This is a genomic window from Pollutimonas sp. M17, from assembly GCF_025836975.1.
Lineage (GTDB): Bacteria > Pseudomonadota > Gammaproteobacteria > Burkholderiales > Burkholderiaceae_B.
In genome coordinates, this window is the sequence record NZ_CP107548.1 from 2,193,514 (window position 1) to 2,213,397 (window position 19,884).

17 protein-coding genes are annotated in these 19,884 nt (G+C 63.0%); 1 reads left to right on the forward strand and 16 read right to left on the reverse strand.

Annotation, left to right across the window (positions count from 1 at the left end):
• Window positions 1-46 precede the first annotated feature (46 nt).
• Window positions 47-1,210, forward strand: coding sequence for a benzoate/H(+) symporter BenE family transporter (locus OEG81_RS10445; protein WP_264129167.1), 1,164 nt, complete (start codon window positions 47-49; stop codon window positions 1,208-1,210).
• Here OEG81_RS10445 and OEG81_RS10450 read toward each other — a convergent pair.
• The 16 genes from OEG81_RS10450 to OEG81_RS10525 all read right to left on the reverse strand — a co-directional run bounded on the left by OEG81_RS10450 (window position 1,205) and on the right by OEG81_RS10525 (window position 19,883).
• Window positions 1,205-1,969: a LamB/YcsF family protein gene (locus OEG81_RS10450; protein WP_264129168.1), complete on the reverse strand. Its 765-nt coding sequence runs from the start codon at window positions 1,967-1,969 to the stop codon at window positions 1,205-1,207. The two genes, OEG81_RS10445 and OEG81_RS10450, sit on opposite strands and share 6 nt — an antisense overlap.
• A 25-nt stretch (window positions 1,970-1,994) precedes the next feature.
• Entirely contained in the window at window positions 1,995-2,543 is a 549-nt protein-coding gene (locus tag OEG81_RS10455) for an NADPH-dependent FMN reductase (protein ID WP_264129170.1), read from the reverse strand.
• Window positions 2,544-2,663: 120 nt separating this feature from the next.
• Window positions 2,664-4,979, reverse strand: coding sequence for an RNA polymerase sigma factor RpoD (gene rpoD, locus OEG81_RS10460; RefSeq protein WP_264129171.1), 2,316 nt, complete (start codon window positions 4,977-4,979; stop codon window positions 2,664-2,666).
• Between the two features lie 268 nt (window positions 4,980-5,247).
• Window positions 5,248-7,233: a DNA primase gene (dnaG, locus tag OEG81_RS10465; protein ID WP_264129172.1), complete on the reverse strand. Its 1,986-nt coding sequence runs from the start codon at window positions 7,231-7,233 to the stop codon at window positions 5,248-5,250.
• Window positions 7,234-7,446 (reverse strand): 30S ribosomal protein S21, encoded by a 213-nt coding sequence (gene rpsU, locus OEG81_RS10470; RefSeq protein WP_013742464.1) that lies wholly within the window; start codon window positions 7,444-7,446, stop codon window positions 7,234-7,236.
• Between the two features lie 126 nt (window positions 7,447-7,572).
• Window positions 7,573-8,115, reverse strand: a complete 543-nt coding sequence (locus OEG81_RS10475) for a phosphoribosyltransferase (protein ID WP_264129174.1) — start codon at window positions 8,113-8,115, stop codon at window positions 7,573-7,575.
• 189 nt (window positions 8,116-8,304) lie between these two features.
• Window positions 8,305-9,600, reverse strand: a complete 1,296-nt coding sequence (locus OEG81_RS10480; RefSeq protein ID WP_264129175.1) for an adenylosuccinate synthase — start codon at window positions 9,598-9,600, stop codon at window positions 8,305-8,307.
• An 85-nt stretch (window positions 9,601-9,685) separates the two neighbouring features.
• Window positions 9,686-10,849, reverse strand: a complete 1,164-nt coding sequence (locus OEG81_RS10485; RefSeq protein ID WP_264129176.1) for an ATP phosphoribosyltransferase regulatory subunit — start codon at window positions 10,847-10,849, stop codon at window positions 9,686-9,688.
• Window positions 10,850-11,876: 1,027 nt separating this feature from the next.
• On the reverse strand, window positions 11,877-12,764 hold the full coding sequence (gene hflC, locus OEG81_RS10490; RefSeq protein WP_264132567.1) for a protease modulator HflC: 888 nt from the start codon (window positions 12,762-12,764) through the stop codon (window positions 11,877-11,879).
• 9 nt (window positions 12,765-12,773) lie between these two features.
• Entirely contained in the window at window positions 12,774-14,084 is a 1,311-nt protein-coding gene (gene hflK, locus OEG81_RS10495; RefSeq protein WP_264129177.1) for an FtsH protease activity modulator HflK, read from the reverse strand.
• On the reverse strand, window positions 14,059-15,156 hold the full coding sequence (gene hflX, locus OEG81_RS10500) for a GTPase HflX (RefSeq protein ID WP_264129178.1): 1,098 nt from the start codon (window positions 15,154-15,156) through the stop codon (window positions 14,059-14,061). The genes hflK and hflX overlap by 26 nt, the downstream gene beginning before the upstream one ends.
• Window positions 15,157-15,231: 75 nt before the next feature.
• Window positions 15,232-15,468, reverse strand: coding sequence for an RNA chaperone Hfq (gene hfq, locus OEG81_RS10505; RefSeq protein WP_264129179.1), 237 nt, complete (start codon window positions 15,466-15,468; stop codon window positions 15,232-15,234).
• A 118-nt stretch (window positions 15,469-15,586) separates the two neighbouring features.
• Window positions 15,587-16,669: a histidinol-phosphate transaminase gene (gene hisC / locus OEG81_RS10510; RefSeq protein ID WP_264129180.1), complete on the reverse strand. Its 1,083-nt coding sequence runs from the start codon at window positions 16,667-16,669 to the stop codon at window positions 15,587-15,589.
• Entirely contained in the window at window positions 16,666-18,081 is a 1,416-nt protein-coding gene (gene der, locus OEG81_RS10515; protein WP_264132568.1) for a ribosome biogenesis GTPase Der, read from the reverse strand. Before der ends, hisC begins: the two co-directional genes overlap by 4 nt.
• Window positions 18,082-18,086: 5 nt before the next feature.
• Window positions 18,087-19,244 (reverse strand): outer membrane protein assembly factor BamB, encoded by a 1,158-nt coding sequence (gene bamB, locus OEG81_RS10520; protein WP_264129181.1) that lies wholly within the window; start codon window positions 19,242-19,244, stop codon window positions 18,087-18,089.
• Window positions 19,245-19,247: 3 nt separating this feature from the next.
• Window positions 19,248-19,883, reverse strand: coding sequence for a YfgM family protein (locus OEG81_RS10525; RefSeq protein WP_264129182.1), 636 nt, complete (start codon window positions 19,881-19,883; stop codon window positions 19,248-19,250).
• Between the last annotated feature and the right edge of the window lies 1 nt (window position 19,884).

A 19,884-nucleotide genomic window follows, 5' to 3' on the forward strand; every position in this document is an offset into this window, starting at 1 on the left:
CTTCACGCATTCACTGACAACTCAAAATAACAAAGGTTGGGCATCTGTGGGCAAGTGGTTCAGGATTTCGCATATTTCCGCCGGCTTCATCGCCGTGCTGGTGGGCTATACAAGCTCGGTCGCGATTATCTTCCAGGCGGCCAATGCCGCGGGCGCAAGCGCCGCCGAGCTGAATTCATGGATGTGGGCGCTGGGAATCGGCATGGGCGCAAGCTGCATAGGCCTGTCCCTGCGCTACCGCAACCCCGTCCTGACCGCCTGGTCCACCCCGGGCGCGGCCCTGCTGGTGACCAGCCTGTCGGGCCTGACCATGAGCCAGGCCATCGGCGTCTTCCTGTTTTCATCGCTGCTGATCACCCTCAGCGGCATCACGGGCTGGTTCCAGAAGATCATGCAGTGCGTGCCCCGGCACATCGCCGCCGCCATGTTGGCCGGCATACTGATACGTTTCGGCATGGATCTGTTCACCGCCATGCAAAGCCAGTGGCTGATGGTGGGCCTGATGTTCATCGTCTTCCTGCTGGGCCGCATCTGGGTGCCCCGCTACACCGTTCCGCTGGCGCTGGCGGTGGGCATGCTGTGCGCCGGTTCCTTGGGGCTGCTGCATCTGGAGACCCTGGCCTGGACGCCCGCCTCGCCCTTGCTGATGCCGCCCGAGTTCTCCGTATCGGCCTTGATCGGCGTGGGCATTCCGCTGTTCATTGTGACCATGACCTCGCAGAACGTGCCCGGGCTGGCGGTGTTGCGGGCCAACGGCTACCAGACGCCCGCCTCGCCCCTGATAAGCTGGACGGGGGTCGCGGGCCTGATCCTGGGACCCTTCGGCGGCTTCTCCTTCAATCTGGCGGCCATCACCGCCGCCATCTGCATGAGCAAGGACGCCGATTCCGATCCGTCACGACGCTATCTGGCTTCGGTCTGGGCGGGGGTGTTCTATCTGTTCACGGGCGTCTTCGGCGCGACGGTGGTGGGCCTGTTCGCCGCCTTCCCGGTCGAGCTGGTCGCGGCGATCGCCGCACTGGCCCTGCTGGGGACCATAGGCAACAGCCTGGCCGGGGCGCTGGCCGACGACCATGGCCGCGAAGCCGCGCTGGTTACCTTCATATGCACGGCCTCCGGCATGACCTTCATGGGCATAGGCAGCGCCTTCTGGGGCCTGGTGTTCGGCATCTGCGTCCACGCCGCCGCGAGCCGCATCAGGCCTTCATGACGGGGCGAAGCCGACGACGATCCCCTCGGCTTCAAGCGCCTTGCGTATGGCTTTGGCAAACACGACGGCGCCAGGCTGGTCGCCGTGGATGCACAAGGTATCGGCCGCGACCGCGACATCGCCGCCCTGCACCGCAGCCACCTTCCCTTCCTTGATCATGCGCAGCACCTGGCGTATGGACACATCGGGATCTTCGATCATGGCGTTGGGCTGCGTGCGCGGCGTCAGCGAACCGTCGCTCTGGTAGCTGCGGTCGGCAAACACTTCTTGCGCCACCTTCAGACCCGCCTCCCCGGCCGCGTCGACCTGCGCGCTGCCGGCCAGGGCATAAAGCACCAGCGACGCATCCACGTCGCGCACCGCCCCGGCGATGGCGGCCGCCAGTTCCCGGTTCTTTGAAGCCATGTTGTACAGCGCGCCATGGGCCTTTACGTGGCGAAGCCGGCCCCCCTGGCTGGCGGCCACGCCGGCCAGGGCGCCCACCTGCACCACCACGATGTCATAGGCGTGCTGGGGGCTGATGTCCATGTTGCGGCGGCCAAAGCCCGCCAGATCGGGCAATCCGGGATGTGCGCCCAGCGCCACGCCATGCCGGATTGCGGCGGCGACGGTCTTGCGCATGGTGGCCGGATCGCCGGCATGGAAGCCGCAGGCGATGTTGGCCGAGGTCACGTAAGGCAGGATCTCCTCATCCTGCCCCATTTTCCAGGCACCAAAACCCTCGCCCATGTCGCAGTTCAAATCGATGGACCAAGTCATGAATCGCCTCCGTGCAGATATGTTTCTAGAAACGCGCCACCCACTGGGCATAGGACTCGATATAGCGCCCCAGCAGCGATTGCCCCGTCTCGGTGAGCTCGCCCGCCGGATCGAACAGCTTGTCGGCCTGGCTGAGGTAGGTTTCCGGATTGGGCATGCAGTAGATGTTCAGGCAGGTCAGCGACTGGCGCAGATGCTGGCTGGCCCCGTAGGCGCCCAGCATCGATGGCGACGCGCTGATGATGGCGCCGGGCTTGCCGTTCCAGACGCTCTTTCCATAAGGCCGCGAGCCGATATCCACCGCATTCTTGAGGGCGGCCGGCATGGAGCGGTTGTGCTCGGGCGTGGCGAACAGCACGCCGTCGACGGCCGCTATCCTGTTCCGGAACTCGGTGTACGGCGCGGGCGACTCCGCATCGTAGTCCTGGTTGTACAAAGGAAGCTGCCCTATCTCGACGATTTCCATCGACAGGGAGTCCGGCGCCCGCTGGATCAAGCCTTGCGCAACCTTCCGGTTGATGGAGTCCTTGCGCAGGCTACCGACGATGACAGCAATGTTTTTCACTTGGCTCACGACTATCCTCTAGAAAATGCCCCCGCAGCGCGGGCAAAAACACCTAACGCCATTGGAAAAAAAAAAGCGGCATGCCGAAGCAGCCGCTTTGTTCATGGCTAACCGTGCCCTTGAATGATACTACTGTCCTTCAAGGAAGCTCTTGAGCTTGTCGGCGCGGCTGGGATGGCGCAGCTTGCGCAGCGCCTTGGCTTCGATCTGGCGGATGCGCTCGCGCGTGACGTCGAACTGCTTGCCGACCTCTTCCAGCGTCTGGTCGGTGCTCATCTCGATGCCGAAACGCATGCGCAGGACCTTGGCTTCGCGCGGCGTGAGCGAGTCCAGAACTTCTTTGACGACATCGCGCATGGAGCCGTGCAAGGCCCATTCGGACGGCGACAGGGTGCCCGTATCCTCGATGAAATCGCCCAGGTGGGAATCGTCGTCGTCGCCGATGGGGGTTTCCATGGAAATGGGTTCCTTGGCGATCTTGAGGATCTTGCGCACCTTGTCTTCGGGCATGTCCATTTTCTGGGCCAGGGTCGCGGGATCGGGCTCGGCGCCGGTCTCCTGCAGGATCTGGCGATTGATGCGATTCATTTTATTGATCGTTTCAATCATGTGCACCGGAATACGGATGGTGCGGGCCTGGTCGGCGATGGAGCGCGTGATGGCCTGCCGTATCCACCATGTTGCGTAGGTGGAGAACTTGTAGCCGCGACGGTACTCGAACTTGTCCACCGCCTTCATCAGGCCGATATTGCCTTCCTGGATGAGATCCAGGAATTGCAGGCCGCGATTGGTGTACTTCTTGGCGATGGAAATGACCAGGCGCAGGTTGGCCTCGGTCATTTCGCGCTTGGCCTTGCGGGCCTTGGCCTCGCCGGTCGCCATGCGCTTGTTGACGTCTTTCAGGTCTTTGAGCGGGAGCACCACGCTGGATTGCAGGTCGATCAGCTTCTGCTGGATCTCCTGGACGGCGGGGATATGGCGTTCGAGCGTTTCGGAATACGGATGGCCGGCGGCCACTTCGTCCAGCACCCAGTTCAGGTTGGTCTCGTTGCCGGGGAAGGCCTTGATGAAATAGGCGCGCGGCATGCCGGCGCGGTCCACGCAGGCATGCAGAACGGCGCGTTCCAGCTTGCGCACTTCGGCCACCTGCTCGCGCAGGGTGTCGGCCAGCTTCTCGACCATCTTGGCCGTGAAGCGCACGCCCATGAGCTCGTTCAGTATGGCTTCCTGCGCCTGGATGTATTCCTGCGCCTGGTAGCCGTCGCGCTCGAAGGCCTTGCGCATCTTGTCGAACCATTCACTGATGATCTCGAACTTCTTGAGCGACTTGGTGCGCAGGTATTCCAGCTGCTTGCTGCTCATGCCGCCGGCCGGGCCGTCCTCGTTTTCGTCGTTGTCGACCGACACGCCCGCACCGGCGTATTCCTCGCCTTCCTGGTCGATCAGGCCGTCGACGACTTCGTCGATCTGGGCCGCGCCATCGCGCACGCGCTGCACATACTGCAGGATTTCGTTGACCGTGGTCGGGCAGGCGGCAATGGCCATGACCATGTGCTTGAGGCCGTCTTCGATGCGCTTGGCAATTTCGATTTCGCCTTCGCGGGTCAGCAGTTCGACCGTGCCCATCTCACGCATGTACATGCGGACGGGATCGGTGGTGCGGCCGAAATCGGAGTCGACCGTGGTCAGCGCCGCCTCGGCTTCGTCCTCGACGTCGTCGTCGCTGGAGGCCACCGGGGCGTTGTCGCTCATGAGCAGGGTTTCGGCGTCGGGCGCCTGGTCGTAGACCGAAATGCCCATGTCGCTGAACGTGCTGATGATGCCGTCGATGGCTTCGGCGTCGACCAGGTCATCGGGCAGGTGGTCGTTGATCTCGCCATACGTCAGGTAGCCGCGATCCTTGCCCAGCTTGATCAGCACCTTCAGGCGGTTGCGGCGCGCTTCCTGCTCTTCGGGCGTCATCTGGTTGCGCGCGGGAACGTCTTTGTCGCCCTTGCCGCGCTTGCCGCCGCGCTTGGGCAGTGGCTTGAGCTCGGGGATGACCTCGTTGTCGCCCGTATCGTCGTCGTTGAAGTCGGCGGCATCGTTATTGGCGTTCTTGGCTGGACGGCCGGGACGGCGTCCCGTGGGTGCCTTGGCGGCCTTCTTCGCCACAGCGCCTTCCGGCGCCTTGGCGGCGGTTTTCGCCGCCGTCTTTTTCGCGGCGGCGGAAGCCGTCGTGGCGGCTTCCTTCTTGGGGGCCGCCTTCTTGGCGACCGTCTTGGACGCAGCCGCCTTCTTGGCCGGCGCCTTCTTGGCCGCGGCCTTGCTTGCGGATGCATTCTCGGTGGCGCTTCCCCCGACCTTTACCGCCGTCTTGTCGGCGCTTTTGCCGGTCGCCGCAATGGTGGTCGCTTTCGCTGTCTCTTCAGACGCCGGGGGGGTTTTACCAGTAACTTGGGTCATAGTCGCTTCCGTAGGCGCAAAAACACCCGATGGGCAAAGCCAGCGAGTGCTGCAGGGCAGAACTTACTCATCGCGAAGGTTCAACATACCGCGTCGGTCGCATCCGCATGAACCCATGCAGCCCAGATAGAGTATCCTTGACGTAGCCATCGTGGCGGTGTCGTTGCAAGGCAAAAGGGGCTAGCCGGCTCGTTCAAATGTTACGACGCTTTTCATGCTTGGGGCAAGTAAGCCGTCACTTCGCGAAAACTCTCTATTTTATCGTACTTTAACGCGAAGATGCACTATGCAGCAGCGCTATGCGTCGCGTCAATTCTTGATACCTTTTACGTGAAACCTCGTCCTTCATGCCTCCGTCCACCAACGCCGACTGTTCGGCCTTGATGGCATCGAGCTCTATGCGTCGCAAGGCGTCGTTCCATTCCGCTTGCGGATCGGGCAGGTCTTCCTGAGCGAGCAATTCGGGCGTCAGGGAATCCAGCACGGCCTGAAGGTCGGATCCCGGGTCAGCGGCCTGCAACAAGGCTCCCGCATGACGCGCACCGCTTAGATTCGCCAGAGTGATCAAATCACGTACAAGTACAAGGTGGGGGCCATGCTCCAGAATTTCAAGCTGCTGGTCGCCCAGGCTGGCGACCAGCTCGGGATGCGCCAGCAACAGGCGCAGGAGGCGCTTGGCCATGGGCGTCACCGTGCGCGCCGCATGCTTGCGCCGGCCCGCGGCGGGCCGGGTTCCACCCTTCCATGCCTCGCCGCCGCGGCCGGTGTCCGCCCCGCCCGGAGCGGGCCAGTCCGGCACCGCATATTCAAAGCCTTCGGCATCGCCGGGGTGGAAATAAGGCTCGCCGGAATCGAAGCCGGACATGTCCAAGAAGCCCGGCGGCTCTTCTCCACCGGGATAAGCGCCGTGATCGCGGCGATCCGCTCCGGCGGGCTCCGATGAGCCGGGCGCTGCCTGCGCCGGCAGATCGCGCATCATCTGGGCGAGCTCTTCCGGCGTAAGCTGGACCAGCTTGGCAAACTCCCGCTCGATCTGGACCCGCAAGGTGCTCTCGGGCAGCAAAGCCAGCAAAGGCTTGGCTTCGTGCACGCAGGCGGCCCTCCCTTCGGCTTCATGCATCGCATGGCGCGAGGCCAGCTCGTCCAGCATGAAGCGCGACAGGGGCACGGCTTCGGACACCGTGGCCTTGAATGCCTCGGCGCCGTATTCCTTTATGTAGGAATCAGGATCATGCTCGGCGGGAAGAAACAGGAAGCGCATCGAGACGTCGTCGCGCACCAGCGGCAAGCAGGTATTCAAGGCGCGCCACGCGGCCTTCCTGCCGGCTTTGTCGCCGTCGAAGCTGAACACCACCTTGCTGCTGGCGCGCAAGAGCTTCTGGATATGAAAAGGCGTGGTCGACGTGCCCAGGGTCGCCACGGCATTGGCCAGGCCGTGCTGCGCCAGCCCCACCACATCCATATAGCCTTCGACCACCAGCACGTAGCCTTCGCTGCGTATGCCGGCTCGCCCTTCCCAAAGCCCATAAAGCTCGTGGCCTTTGGAAAACAGGCTGGTCTCGGGTGAATTCAGGTACTTGGGCTCGCCCTTGCCGATGATGCGCCCGCCAAAACCGATGATGTTTCCGCGCGTATTGCGTATCGGGAACATGATCCGTTCACGGAAACGGTCGTAGCGCCGGCCGTCCTCCGACTCGATGACCAGGCCGGATTCGACCAGTACGGCATCTTCATAGTGCGGAAAAACGGCGGCCAGTCCGCGCCGGTCGTTCCCCGACCAGCCCAGGCCGAAGCGCGCCGCGATTTCGCCGGAAAGCCCTCGCTGCTTCAGATAGCGTATGGCCGCCTGGGACTGCTTGAGTTCGCGCAGATAATGCGCCTGCGCCATGTCCAGCACCTGCTGGTGGCGCGAGACTTCTTCCTTGCGGCGCTTGTCGGCGGCGCGCTGCCTGGGGCTGCGCGGCTCCTCGGGCACGGTCATGCCGGCGCTGGCGGCCAGTGAGCGAACGGCTTCGGGAAAGCTGGCCCCGGTATGCTCGATCAGAAATGAAATGGCGCTGCCATGCGCTCCGCAGCCGAAACAGTGGTAGAACTGTTTGGTGGGGCTTACCGTGAACGAGGGGCTTTTTTCGTTGTGGAAGGGGCACAGGCCAAGCAGATTGGCCCCGCCCTTGCGCAACTGTACATATCGCCCGACGACATCGACAACATCAACTCGGGCGAGAAGTTCCTGAACAAATGATTCAGGTATCAATCAATACAGACGCGGAGGCAGTTGTTGGCTGCGGATGCGTTTGTAGTGGCGCTTGACGGCGGCGGCATGCTTGCGTTTACGTTCTGCCGTGGGCTTCTCGTAAAATTCGCGCGAGCGCAGCTCGGTCAAGAGGCCGATTTTTTCGATGGTGCGCTTGAAGCGGCGCAGTGCGGCTTCGAAGGGCTCGTTTTCTTTCAGACGAACGATAGGCATGTAATCTTAAGCCTTGAAGGTTAAAAATTAGTTAGTGGACAAACGACAACCTGTGATTCTAGCATGAAATAAGCATTTACGGCGTCTTTTGCGCTGGCAGGCGGCGGCATGCCGCCGGACGAGGCCTCAACTGCGCACGCCCTTGCGCACCCAGGCTTCCAGCTGATGGGGACGTATGCTGTCATAGTCCTCGAAGGGCTGGTGTATCCAGGGGTTGGTCGGCAGCTTCTCGACAAAATAATCGGGCGAGGCCTGCGAATGCCCCTTCCACCACAGCACGGCGGTCCTTAATTCGGTAATCGCGGGAAACTGCGATTGCAGGTGGTCGCGCACCCGATTGAAGGTCATGCCGGTATCCACCATGTCGTCAACCAGCAACACCTTGCCGTCCAGGGTGCCGCGCGTAATGGTGATGAACTGGGCGATATCCAGTTGACCCTGCTGCGTGCCGGCCGCCTCGCGATAGCTGCTGGTGGCCAGGATGCCCAGCGGCATGTCGTAGATGCGGGACAGTATGTCGCCCACCCGCACCCCGCCGCGCGCCAGGCATACGATCTTGTCGAACTGCCATCCGGATTCATGGACATTCAAGGCCAGCCGCTCGATAAGGCCGTGGTATTGATCCCAACTGACCCAAAGGTCGCGATCGGTGCTCGGAGGCAGACTCATAAGACAGTAGATTCCCTAATTCCGCGTTTTATTTGCAAGGAGCGTAATGATAAACCCCTAAGCCGGCCGAGAAAAGCATTTGCCGGGCAAAGCACCCGATTCGGGCCTTGCGCAAGGCGGCGGCGCTGCAAAAAAAACCCGCAGCCCGGCAAGGCTGCGGCCCTAGGACGGCGAATCCGCGATGGCGGCCTAGCCGCTGAAGGGATGCCTTAGCACGATGGTTTCCATGCGGTCCGGACCGGTGGAGACCATGTCGATGGCCACATCGCACACTTCGGATATGCGCTCCAGGTAGCGGCGCGCATTGACCGGCAGCTTGTCGTATTCGGTGATGCCCACGGTCGATTCCGTCCAGCCGGCCATTTCCTCCAGCACGGGCTCGGCTTCGGCGGCGGCATGCGCGCCGTAGGGAAGGACATCGAGGAATTCGCCCTTGTAGCGGTAGCCCACCCCGATCTTGATCTGCTCGACGCCGTCCAGGACATCGAGCTTGGTGATGCACAGGCCGGAAATGCCGTTGATCATGACCGAACGCTTCATGGCGGCGCCGTCGAACCAGCCGCAGCGGCGGGGCCGGCCGGTCACCGAGCCGAACTCCTTGCCGACGGTGGCCAGGCGGGCGCCGGTGTCGTCCAGCAATTCGGTGGGGAACGGGCCCGACCCGACACGCGTGGTGTAGGCCTTGGCAATGCCCAATACGTAATCCAGGGTCTGGGGACCGACGCCCGCGCCGGCCGATGCCGCGCCGGCGATGCAGTTGCTGCTGGTCACGAAGGGATAGGTGCCGTGGTCGATATCGAGCAGCGCGCCCTGCGCGCCCTCGAACAGCAGCTTGTGGCCCGCCTTCTTGGCGATATGCAGGTTGCTGGAGACATCGGCCACCATGGGCTTGATGGCGGGCGCAAGGGCCATGGCCTGATCGCGCACCTCGTCGGCCGAGACGGCCTTGCCGCCCAGGTAGTTGATGAGCACGAAGTTGTGGAAATCCAGGGTCTCGGCCAGCTTCTCGTCGAAGATCTCGGGGTCGTACAGGTCTTGCACGCGCAGGGCGCGGCGGCCGATCTTGTCTTCGTAGGCCGGGCCTATGCCGCGTCCCGTGGTGCCGATCTTGCCCTCGCCCTTGCGCGCTTCGCGGGCCTGATCGATGGCGATGTGATAAGGCAGGATCAGCGGGCAGGCGGGGGATATCTGCAGGCGCGAGCGCACGTCCAGGCCGGCCTCTTCGAGCTCGCCGATTTCCTTGAGCAGGGCTTCGGGCGAAAGCACCACGCCGTTGCCGATGTAGCAGGTGACGTGGGGATGCATGATGCCCGAGGGGATCAGGCGCAGTATGGTCTTCTTGCCATTGATCCACAGTGTATGTCCGGCGTTATGGCCGCCCTGGAAACGAACCACGCCCTGGGCCGATTCGGCCAGCCAGTCGACGATCTTTCCCTTGCCTTCGTCACCCCATTGGGTACCGATCACAACAATATTCTTGCTCATGTCACGTATCAAAAAAATTCGGCCCGAAAGACGCAAAGGCCAAAGTAGGTTTAACTCATACGATATAACAGCCCGGCCAGCCAGGCTAGGGAATCGCCCTTACCTTCCATGCCCCGCCATCCAGAATCAGTTCTCGATCAACGGTGAATTCATCCAGCTGCTGCGATTGCCCCGGCAGCATCTGCACCACGATTTCGCCGGCCTTGCGCAATTGACGCAAGGCCTCGACCAGCGCGGTGTCGGTGCCCCAGGGGGCGCGTATGGCGTTGGCCCGCGGCGCCGGCGGCAGGCCGGAGGACAGCTTGCGCAAGTCCAGGCTGAAACCGGTGGCCGGCCGCGAACGGCCGAAGGCACGGCCCACGCCATCGTAGCGGCCGCCCCGGACCAGCGCATCGTGCCAGCCCTGGGCATAAATCGAGAACACCACCCCGGAATGGTAGCCGTAGCCGCTGCCCATGTCGGCCAGGTCGACGCTGAACTCATGCTCGGGCAAGGCCCGGACCAGCGCTTCCAGTTCGTCGAGCGCCGCAAGCAGGCCCGGCAAGGCGGGCAGTTGCGTGCGGGCCCTGGCGATGACTTCGGTGCCGCCGTACAGCGATGCCAGCTTCAGCAAGGTCTGTATGCTTTCCGGCCGGACATCGGGCAGGCGCGCCCCCAGCTCGGTCAGGCCGGGCATGTCTTTGGTGCTGAGCAGATCGAAGATGGCGCCGGCCTGGTCGGCAAGCGCCGGATCGGATTCGATGATGGCGCGCAGCACGCCGGGATGATTCAGGTCGAGCCGCGCCTGGACCAGCCCGGCCCGCTTGACGCTTTCCAGGGCCAGTTCGATGATTTCGATGTCGGCCTCGAAGCCGGCATGCCCGAATATTTCGGCGCCGATCTGCAGCAGTTCGCGATCGGACAGCAGGCCGGCCGGCCTGGCATGCAGGACCGTGCCGCAATAGCACAGGCGGGTGACGCCCTCGCGATTGAGCAAGTGCGCATCGATGCGCGACACTTGCGGCGTCATGTCGGCGCGCACGCCCAGGGTGCGTCCGGAAATCTGGTCGATCAGCTTGCAGGTGCGCAGGTTCAGGTCGCCGCCCGTGCCCGACAGCAGGGAATCCAGGTACTCGACCAGGGGCGGGGCCACGAGCTCGAAACCATATGCGCGATACAGATCCAGTAAATCGCGCCGCAATTCCTCAATGCGACGGGCTTCGGCCGGCAGGATATCCGCCAGACTTTCCGGCAACAACCAGTTGGACATTATGCAGCCCTGAAAAGAACCTTGATAAAAAAACCAAACAAAAAGCGACCTGGGGCGTAAGCCCGCCAAGTCGCTTGCGGTAAAGGTAAACAAAACTTACGCGCTAGTATAAACGATAGCGCTGAATAAGTGAAACCGGGGCGGCCCTTTGAAGGGCCGCTTCCCAATTTGGAAGCCAGGCACCGACGAAATGGTAGGAACAGGTTTTCGTTCCGTTTACGCCCGATCAGGAGGAACTCGCGCGTTCTTCTTCTGTTGACGCTGGCGAAAGGAACCGAGTTTTCGTTCTCGTTCTGTTAACGCCGTCGAGGTGGCGGGGGCCGGGCTTTGCTCCTCGTGACCGGTTCGGCGCCTACGCGCCGAACACCGCTTCGCCCGGCTCGTCCGCCCGTTCGGGCTTCCTTTGCCTGCGGCTCGCTCGGCCCCGAAAGTCGCCGCAGCCCGGCCCCCACCACCTCGCCAGCTACATAAGTGAAATGCGCCGCATCGTTGGGGCGGTTTGCTTGCTTGGCATTTTTTTGAGGTGGTGCTGGTTGCTTGAAGAGTTCTTGCGCCGTTCCAGGCCGCGCCCTACAGGCGGCGCGGCCTGGAACATTCAGTCTAGGCACGCCCAGATCTTCACCATTCTTTGATGTCACGCTGCGGCGGGCGGGCCGGGGGCGGGCGACCATTGAGCAAGCCGCAGGCCTGGCTTGGAAGCGGGGGCGTAAGAGGACGCGCTGTCTGAATGAATCAAGCAGCCGGGGGCTGCTTGATTCATGAGTTCGCGTCCGTCCCCCGATGAAGAGCCGGGACAAGGGAAGCCCGAAGGGCCGCAGCGATCGGGAGCACGGCCCCGGCCCGCCCGCCACAGCGCTTAAGAACTCAACAAAGAACCCACCCAGCAATCAAACGCGCCTAAAGAACACGAGAAAGCAAAAAGAAACCGGCCCGGATAACCGGGCCGTTCAACAAAAGCGCAATCGCCTAGAAACTCGCCCCGGCATCAGCCGGCCACGACAGTTCCTAGGCGACGACTAGCCCATCATCAAGGCGTAGCCGGCTTGCTGCCGGCAGCCGAATTCCAGTACTTGAAGAACTCGGACTTGGGGCTCAGGACTAGGGCGTCGTCGCGGCTGGAAAATGCCGACGCATACCCTTCCAGGCTCTTGTACAGGCTGTAGAACTCCGGATTCTTGCCATAGGCCTCGGCATAGATGGCCGCCGCGTTGCCGTCGCCCTCGCCCCGGATCTGCTGGGCTTCGGCATAGGCCTTGGCCAGCAATTCCTGGCGCTCGCGATCGGCCTGGGCCCGTATGCGTTCGCTGTCGGCCGCGCCGGTGGCACGCAGGCGGTTCGCTTCCTGCTTGCGCTCGGCTTCCATGCGGCGGTAGACCGACTCGGAGATTTCAGGGGCGAAATCGATGCGGCGCAGGCGTACATCGACCACCTGGACGCCCAGCGGCTTGGCGCGCGCCTCGACGTTGGTCAGCACTTCGCGCATGATGGTGTCGCGCTCGTTCGAGACCACTTCCTTCACGGTGCGCACGTTGACCGATGCGTTCAAGGCGTCGCGGATCTGCGCCTGGAGCCGCTCGACGGCGGCGCGATCATTGGCTCCGAAGGTCACATAGAAAAGACGCGGATCGGAAATGCGCCACTTGACGAAGGAGTCGATAAGCAGGTTCTTCTTCTCGGCGGTCTGGATGCGTTCCGGATCGCTGGTTTCGATGGTCTGCAGGCGCTTGTCCAGCCGCACCACATTCTCGAAGGGCGGCGGAAACTTGAAATACAGGCCCGGCTCGGTGATGGTGTCGCGCACCTCGCCCAGGGCGAACACCAGCGCGGCGTCGCGCTCTCGCACGACGAACACGCAGGAGGAAAGAATCGCCAGGATAATGACCAGGCCGACTAAAGCAGGAAAAAAACGTTGCATCATGGCCTCCTAGCGAGAATACGGATTCACCGACAGCGACTTCGTCGCGGTCCCGCCTGCATCCGGACTGCGGGTGCGGGCGGGCGCGGCCGGCTTGTTTGGCAGCGTCGCGCCGGCGGCTGCCGAGGACGTGCTTTCTACCGAACCGCTGAAGGTGGCGCGATCGCCGGCGGCCTGGCGCATGATCTTGTCCAGGGGCAGGTACAACATGTTGTTGCTGGCTTGCGAATCGACCATGATCTTGCTGGTGTTCTCCAGGATTTCCTGCATGGTCGACAAATACATGCGCTCGCGGGTGATGTCCGGCGCCTTCGCATATTCGGCTTCCACGCTGGTGAAGCGCGCGGTGTCGCCCAGGGCGTCGCCGATCACCTTGGCCCGGTAGCCTTCGGCTTCCTGGATCATGCGGGCCACCTGGCCCTGCGCCTCGGGCAAGACCTTGTTGGAATAGGCATTGCCCTCGTTGATCTGGCGCTCGCGATCCTGGCCGGCCTTGACGGCGTCGTCGAAGGCCGCCTGGACCTGCTCGGGCGGTTGTACGTTCTGGATGGCGACCGTACTGATCTGGATGCCGGTTTCGTAGCGGTCCAGTATGCTTTGCGCCAGCTTCTGCACTTCGGTGGCGACTTCGGTACGGCCGGAGTACAGCACGAAATCCATGGGTTTCTTGCCGACGATTTCACGCATGGCGGTTTCGGACGCCTGGCGCACCGACTCGTCCGGCTGGCTGGTCTTGAACAGGTAATCCGGCGCGCCGGTGGAGACCAGGCGATACTGCACCACGAACTGCAGGTCGACGATGTTTTCGTCGGTCGTCAGCATGAGCGATTCAGGCAGGACCTTGTTGCGCGCCGTGCCGCGAAAACCGACTTCGAAAGTACGCAATTGCGAAATATTGACCGTTTGATGGCTTTCGATGGGATACGGAAGCCGCCATTGCAGGCCGGGCGGCAATGTCTTGGTGTATTTGCCGAATTTGGTTACCACGGCGACCTGCCCTTCCTGGACGATGACAAAGCCGCTGGCCAGCCACAGCCCGATCAGGATGACGACGATCACCCCGACCATTTTGGGCGAGCCCTTGGGAAGCTGCGCCCCGCCGCCATTTCCCGACCCGTTGTCGCCGCCGCCGAAAGGACCGCCGCGCTTGGGCTTGCGCCCGAACAGGGAGCCCAGGCGATTGTTGAAATCGCGCCATACCTCGTCCAGGTCGGGAGGGCCGTCGCCCTTGCCCGGCCGCCGGGGCGGTTCGGAGCCGTTATTGTTGCCACGCCCCCAACCGGGGTCATTCAAATTAAACATTTTCGATATTAAACGCATTATGTCCCGCGATTTGACCAGATTCGACGATTGCCCCACGCAAGCCGTCTAAACCCAGGCGCCCCAAGGCGCTGACAAAAACTCGTGCAATCGTACCATGTTCGTTACGTTCCACCCTTGGCTCGTACCCCGCCGCGTCGATCTTGTTGTACACCAGTATCCGCGGAATTTCATCGGCGCCGATATCGGTCAGAACCTTGTTGACTTCAGCGATCTGCTCGTCGCGCTGGGGGCTGGAGGCATCCACCACATGAAGAAGCAAATCGGCCTGCACCGTTTCTTCCAGCGTGGCCCGGAAAGCCGCGATCAAGGTGGGCGGCAGGTCGCGGATGAAACCCACCGTATCGGATACGACCACCTGCCCCGCCCCTTCTATCCACACCCGCCGCGTGGTCGTATCGAGCGTGGCGAACAACTGATCGGCCGCGTAGGCTCCCGCCCGGGTCAGGGCATTGAACAGGGTCGACTTGCCCGCGTTGGTATAGCCCACCAGCGATACCGACAGGGTGCTGCCGCGCGAGCGCGAGCGGCGCTGGGTGGCGCGCTGACGCTGCACGCGGGCCAGCCGTTCGCGCAGCAGGCGCACCTTGTCGCCTATCATGCGCCTGTCCATCTCGAGCTGGGCCTCGCCGGGCCCGCGCATGCCGATGCCGCCCCGCTGGCGCTCCAGGTGGGACCACATGCGCGTCAGGCGGGTGGAAAGATGCTGCAGCTGGGCCAGCTCGACCTGCAGCTTGCCTTCATGGCTTTTTGCGCGGAGCGCGAAGATGTCCAGGATCAGCGCGACCCGGTCCACCACCCGGCGGTTGAAGCCGCGTTCCAGATTGCGCTGCTGGGCCGGGGTCAAGGGCTGGTCGAACAGCACGATTTCGGCTCCGGCGGCGTCGGCCGCCAGTATGGCTTCTTCCAGCTTGCCCGAACCGATGAAATGCGCCGCATCGGGGCGCGCGCGGCGCGCGACGATGGTTGCCACGACATCGGCGCCCGCACCCTTGGCCAGCATGGCGAATTCTTCGGCATGCGCCTGGTAATCGGGCTCGCCCAGATCCACGCTGATGATCAAGACCTTCATGCCGGGCGCCCAAATGAAATACCCGCCGGCGCGAAGCGCTCGGCGGGCGTCCCGGCCATTATGATGGACTGGGTATTATTCAGAAGGCTCATCCACTTGGAATGCCACGGGGCGGGCGGGAACGACGGTGGAAATAGCGTGTTTGTACACCATTTGCGTAACGGTATTGCGTAACAGAACGACATATTGGTCGAAGGATTCAACCTGCCCTTGCAGTTTGATGCCGTTGACCAGGTAAATCGATACGGGCACGTGATCCTTGCGCAGAGCGTTGAGAAATGGATCTTGTAGTGTTTGCCCTTTATTGCTCATTGGCTAGGCTCCAATTGTGTTGTTATTTAAAATAATAATGCGGCGAAACGCATACTTTACAGGGTTTTCCCTGAACTCGCATGGCGTAGCGGCGATGATACGGAGTATGGCTTTAATTTTAATGTGTTTTCGTTAAGATTTCGGCCAAGGTATTACATAGACGCGCGCAATCGTCCGGAGTTCCCACGCTGATGCGCAGAAATTGATCGATGCGCGGCAGGCTGAAATGGCGAACCAGTATGCCTTCCTGGCGCAGGGCTTGGCTCAGCGCTCCCGCATCGTGCCCCGGATGGCGGGCAAAGACGAAGTTGGCGCGGCTGGGTAAAACTTGGAATCCAAGCGTAGCCAATTGTTGCGACAATTGGTCGCGCGCATCGATGACGGCCTGGCGTGTCCGGTCGAAATAGGCGGTGTCCTGCAGGGCGGCCACGGCGCCGGCCTGCGCAAGGCTGTCCAGAGGGTAGGAATTGAAGCTGTCCTTGATGCGGTTCAGCCCGTCGATGATTTCCGCGCCGGCCATGGCGAAGCCCACGCGCAGCCCCGCCAGGGACCGCGACTTGGACAAGGTGTGCACGACCACGATGTTGTCGTGCCGGCCCAGCAGGGCCACCGCCGAATCGGCGCCGAAATCGACATAGGCTTCGTCCACCACCACCGGGACGTCGGGATTGGCGCCGGCGATGGCGCTGATATCGTCCAGGGACAGCGCCATGCCGGTGGGCGCATTGGGGTTGGCGAAGATGATGCCGGCGGGCCTTACGGCATGCCTGGCGGTGTAGTCCGCCACCCGGATCGAATAATCGTCGGCCAGGGGCACGATGCCCGCCTCTATCTGGAACAGCTTGCAGTAGGTGCGATAGAAGCTGTAGGAAATGTCGGGCATGAGCAGGGGTCGGCCCGCCCGCCTGAACAGGGCATTGAAGATATGCGCCAGGACCTCGTCGGAGCCGTTGCCGGCGAAGACCTGACTGGCATCCAGCCCGTGCAACCGGGCGATCGTCTGGCGCAAGGCCGTGCATTCATTGTCGGGATACAGCCTTAAACGGTCCGTGGCGGCGCCATGGATCGCTTCCAGCACCTTGGGCGACGGGCCATAGGGATGCTCGTTGGTGTTCAGCTTGAGCAGATTGGCGACTTTGGGCTGTTCGCCCGCAACGTAAGGAACCAGGCCCGCCAGGTGATCACTCCAGAAACGGCTCACTGCGCCCCCTGCAAATAAGGATTATGGGAAGACTTGAATTCGATGCGCAGCGGCGTGCCGTCCAGCTTGAAGGCGCTGCGGAAACGGGTTTCCAGATAGCGACGGTACGAGTCCGGAATCGCGTCCAGCGCATTGCCGTGGATGACGATGAGCGGCGGGTTCTGGCCGCCCTGATGCGCATAGCGCATCTTGGGGCGGAAAATACCCTTGCGGGGCGGCGGCTGCTGTTCGACCGCCGCCTGCAGTTCGCGGGTCAGCCGGGGCGTGGAAAGCTTGGAAAAGGCGGCCGCGTGCGCCGCATTCACCGATTTGATCAGGGCGTTCACGCCCTGCCCGTTCAAGGCCGAGACGGTATGCATCTTGGCAAAAGACAGGAAACGCAGCTTGCGCTCGAAGTCGCGCAGGATGCGTTCGCGCCGCTCGCCATCCAGGCCGTCCCATTTGTTGATGGCCACCACCAGCGCGCGGCCGGTTTCCAGCACGAAGCCCGCAATATGCGCGTCCTGGTCGGAGATCTCGGTTTGGGCGTCGAGCATCAGCAGGACCACGTTGCAGGCCTCGATGGCCTGCAAGGTCTTGATGACGGAGAATTTTTCGACCGCCTCGAAGACCTTGCCGCGGCGCCGCAGGCCGGCGGTATCGATCAGCGTATAGGGAACGCCCCCGCGCTCGAAATCGATCTCGATGGCATCGCGCGTGGTGCCGGGCATGTCGAAGGCGATGACGCGCTCTTCGCCCAGCAAGGTATTGATCAGCGTGGACTTGCCCACATTGGGCCGTCCCACGATGGCCAGCTTGATGCGATGGGCGACGGCTTCCTCGGCGGCGCCCCCGCCGGCCTCTTCGGCCTCTTCGCCTTGCCCGGCAAAAGCCGCGTCGTCCTCGGGCTCGCTGTCCGTCGAACCCGCAGCCTCATCCAGATAAGACAGCGCCTTCTCGATGAGGTCGACCACGCCATCGCCGTGCGAGGCGGATATGGGATAAGGTTCGCCCAGGCCCAGTTCGTGGAACTCGGCCGTCGCCGAACCGTAGCGCATGCCTTCGGCCTTGTTGACGGCGAGCAGCACGCGCTGGCCGGTCTTGCGCAGCAGGCGCGCGATTTCGTGGTCGTGCGCGTTGACGCCGGCCCGCGCATCGACCAGGAAAATCACGACGTCGGATTCGGCGATGGCCTGCTGCGTCTGGCGTGCCATCTCCAGCAGGATGCCGTCCTTGGCGACCGGCTCGAACCCGCCCGTGTCCACGGCCAGGAAGGGACGGTCGCCCACCCTGCCCTCGCCATAGTGGCGATCCCGGGTCAGGCCCGAGAAATCAGCCACCAAAGCGGCGCGCGAGCGGGTGATCCGGTTGAATAACGTGGACTTGCCCACGTTGGCGCGCCCCACGAGCGCGACCACCGGCTTGAAGACAATACTGTTCAATTCACACCAACCAAAACCAGATTCCCGCCGCTGGTCTGCGCCAGCACGCCATAGCGCGTGGCCACCAGGGGCGAAACGAGAGGACCGCCGCCGACCTGCACCCGGCCCAGCAGGTGGCCGTCGGTCCGCGACAGAAAATGCACATAGCCTTCGAAATCGCCTACGGCCAGGGCCTGCGGCACCACGGCGGGCGCGGTCAGCCGGCGATTGCCCAGGGCCTCTTGCTTCCAGACCTCATGCCCGTCGTTCAAACCGAATGCATGCACTGTGTCGCGCTGGTCGGCCGCATAGGCCTGCTGCATATCGGTGGTCATGCCGGTCTTGCTGGAGAAGCGCTGTTCCCAAAGGGGAACGCCGCCTTGCGATACGTCGAAACACACCATGCGGCCCTGATAGGTCACGCCGCACAGCAGCGGACCCTGGATCTGGGGCGACCCGACCACGTCGCTGATGCGCTCCAGGTCGGTGGCGCCCTGCGATACGGAAACCGTGCCTTCCCACTGGACGTTGCCGCTGCGGGCATCGATGGCCATCAGCTTGCCGTTCGGCAGGCCGGAGATCAGCAGGCCGTCGACGATGAGCATTTGCATATTAGTCTTGAGCGCCAGCGCCGGGCCGGGCCGCTGGATGTTCCAGCGCGCCTCGCCCGTGGCCGCGTCGAAGGCCTGGATGCGATAGTCGCTGCTGCGCACCACGACCACGCCGGCCCCCACCGCGGGCGGGATGTTGATCGCGCTGGTCGCCTTGGCGCGCCAGGCTTCGGCGCCTTGCTCGTTGAAGGCGATGACGGTGCCATCGGGCGCGGCCACCGCCGTGATCTGGCCGTCGCTGCCGGCACCGGCCGACAGCGCGGTATCGGCGCTGCCCTGCCACTGCACGCGGCCCGAGGCCAGGTCCAGCTTGCTGACCCGCCCGTTGGGCGCGGCCGCATAGACCGAGTCGCCGACCACGGCGGGCGCGAAGCCGTAGCCGCCCCCGCTGCCTATGGATACCGACCAGGTGGTGCCGGCCGAGACTCCCGCCGCGTACTCGGTCAGGGGCATCGGGTCGTAACGCGGATTCTTGTTTGAGAACATCGAGCATCCGGCCAGAACGGCCACGCCCAGCGCAAGCGCGACGTTGCGCAAAATACGACGAGAGACGGCAATTTGCATGAATCAGGCTCCAGCTAAGGCATCGATCTTCAGTTGAACAATTTGCGCCACCGGGTCGGCGCCCAATTCTTTCAATGCGACTTCCCAGGCGCCGCGGGCTTCCGCGGTCTTGCCCTGCGCCAGCAGTATGTCGCCCTTGCGGTCGGCATACAAGCCCGCGAATGCCGCCGGGGCATCATTCAGTTGAGCCAGGGCCTGGTCGTACTGTTTTTGTTCCAGCAGCACGCTGGCCAGCCTGAGTCTGGCCAGCGGAACCAGCGCGGCATCGGAACTGTTCTTGATCAGCCACTCAAGCTGTTCGCGGGCGCCATCCAGGTCCTTGCGCGCTTCCAGCGCCTGCGCGGCCACCAGGACGCCGCGCGAGGTATAGCCCGATTTGGAGAAATCACTGCGCAAGGTATGGCTGGCGGCCTTGATGCGGGCAACCGCGTCGTCGCCTTGCTGTCCCGCGGCGCCTTCCAGCGCCTCGAAGTAGCCCATGGCCTGGCTGGCCTGATGCCCCTGGTACCATTGCCAGCCGCGCCAGCCCACAATGGCCGCCACCACGACGAAAACCAAGACAGCGCACAGGGTGCCGTATCGATCCCACCAAGCACGCAGCGCGTCCAGCTTTTCCTGTTCTTCTAAATCGTATGCCATG

Coding starts and splice junctions, on each gene's coding strand:
- OEG81_RS10480 (WP_264129175.1), bottom strand. CDS start 9,600: ATGAGCAAGAATATTGTTGTGATCGGTACCCAATGGGGTGACGAAGGC.
- hfq (WP_264129179.1), bottom strand. CDS start 15,468: ATGAGCAATAAAGGGCAAACACTACAAGATCCATTTCTCAACGCTCTG.
- hflC (WP_264132567.1), bottom strand. CDS start 12,764: ATGCAACGTTTTTTTCCTGCTTTAGTCGGCCTGGTCATTATCCTGGCG.
- rpsU (WP_013742464.1), bottom strand. CDS start 7,446: ATGCCTATCGTTCGTCTGAAAGAAAACGAGCCCTTCGAAGCCGCACTG.
- OEG81_RS10485 (WP_264129176.1), bottom strand. CDS start 10,849: ATGTCCAACTGGTTGTTGCCGGAAAGTCTGGCGGATATCCTGCCGGCC.
- hflK (WP_264129177.1), bottom strand. CDS start 14,084: ATGCGTTTAATATCGAAAATGTTTAATTTGAATGACCCCGGTTGGGGG.
- hflX (WP_264129178.1), bottom strand. CDS start 15,156: ATGAAGGTCTTGATCATCAGCGTGGATCTGGGCGAGCCCGATTACCAG.
- OEG81_RS10450 (WP_264129168.1), bottom strand. CDS start 1,969: ATGACTTGGTCCATCGATTTGAACTGCGACATGGGCGAGGGTTTTGGT.
- OEG81_RS10475 (WP_264129174.1), bottom strand. CDS start 8,115: ATGAGTCTGCCTCCGAGCACCGATCGCGACCTTTGGGTCAGTTGGGAT.
- rpoD (WP_264129171.1), bottom strand. CDS start 4,979: ATGACCCAAGTTACTGGTAAAACCCCCCCGGCGTCTGAAGAGACAGCG.
- bamB (WP_264129181.1), bottom strand. CDS start 19,244: ATGCAAATTGCCGTCTCTCGTCGTATTTTGCGCAACGTCGCGCTTGCG.
- OEG81_RS10525 (WP_264129182.1), bottom strand. CDS start 19,883: ATGGCATACGATTTAGAAGAACAGGAAAAGCTGGACGCGCTGCGTGCT.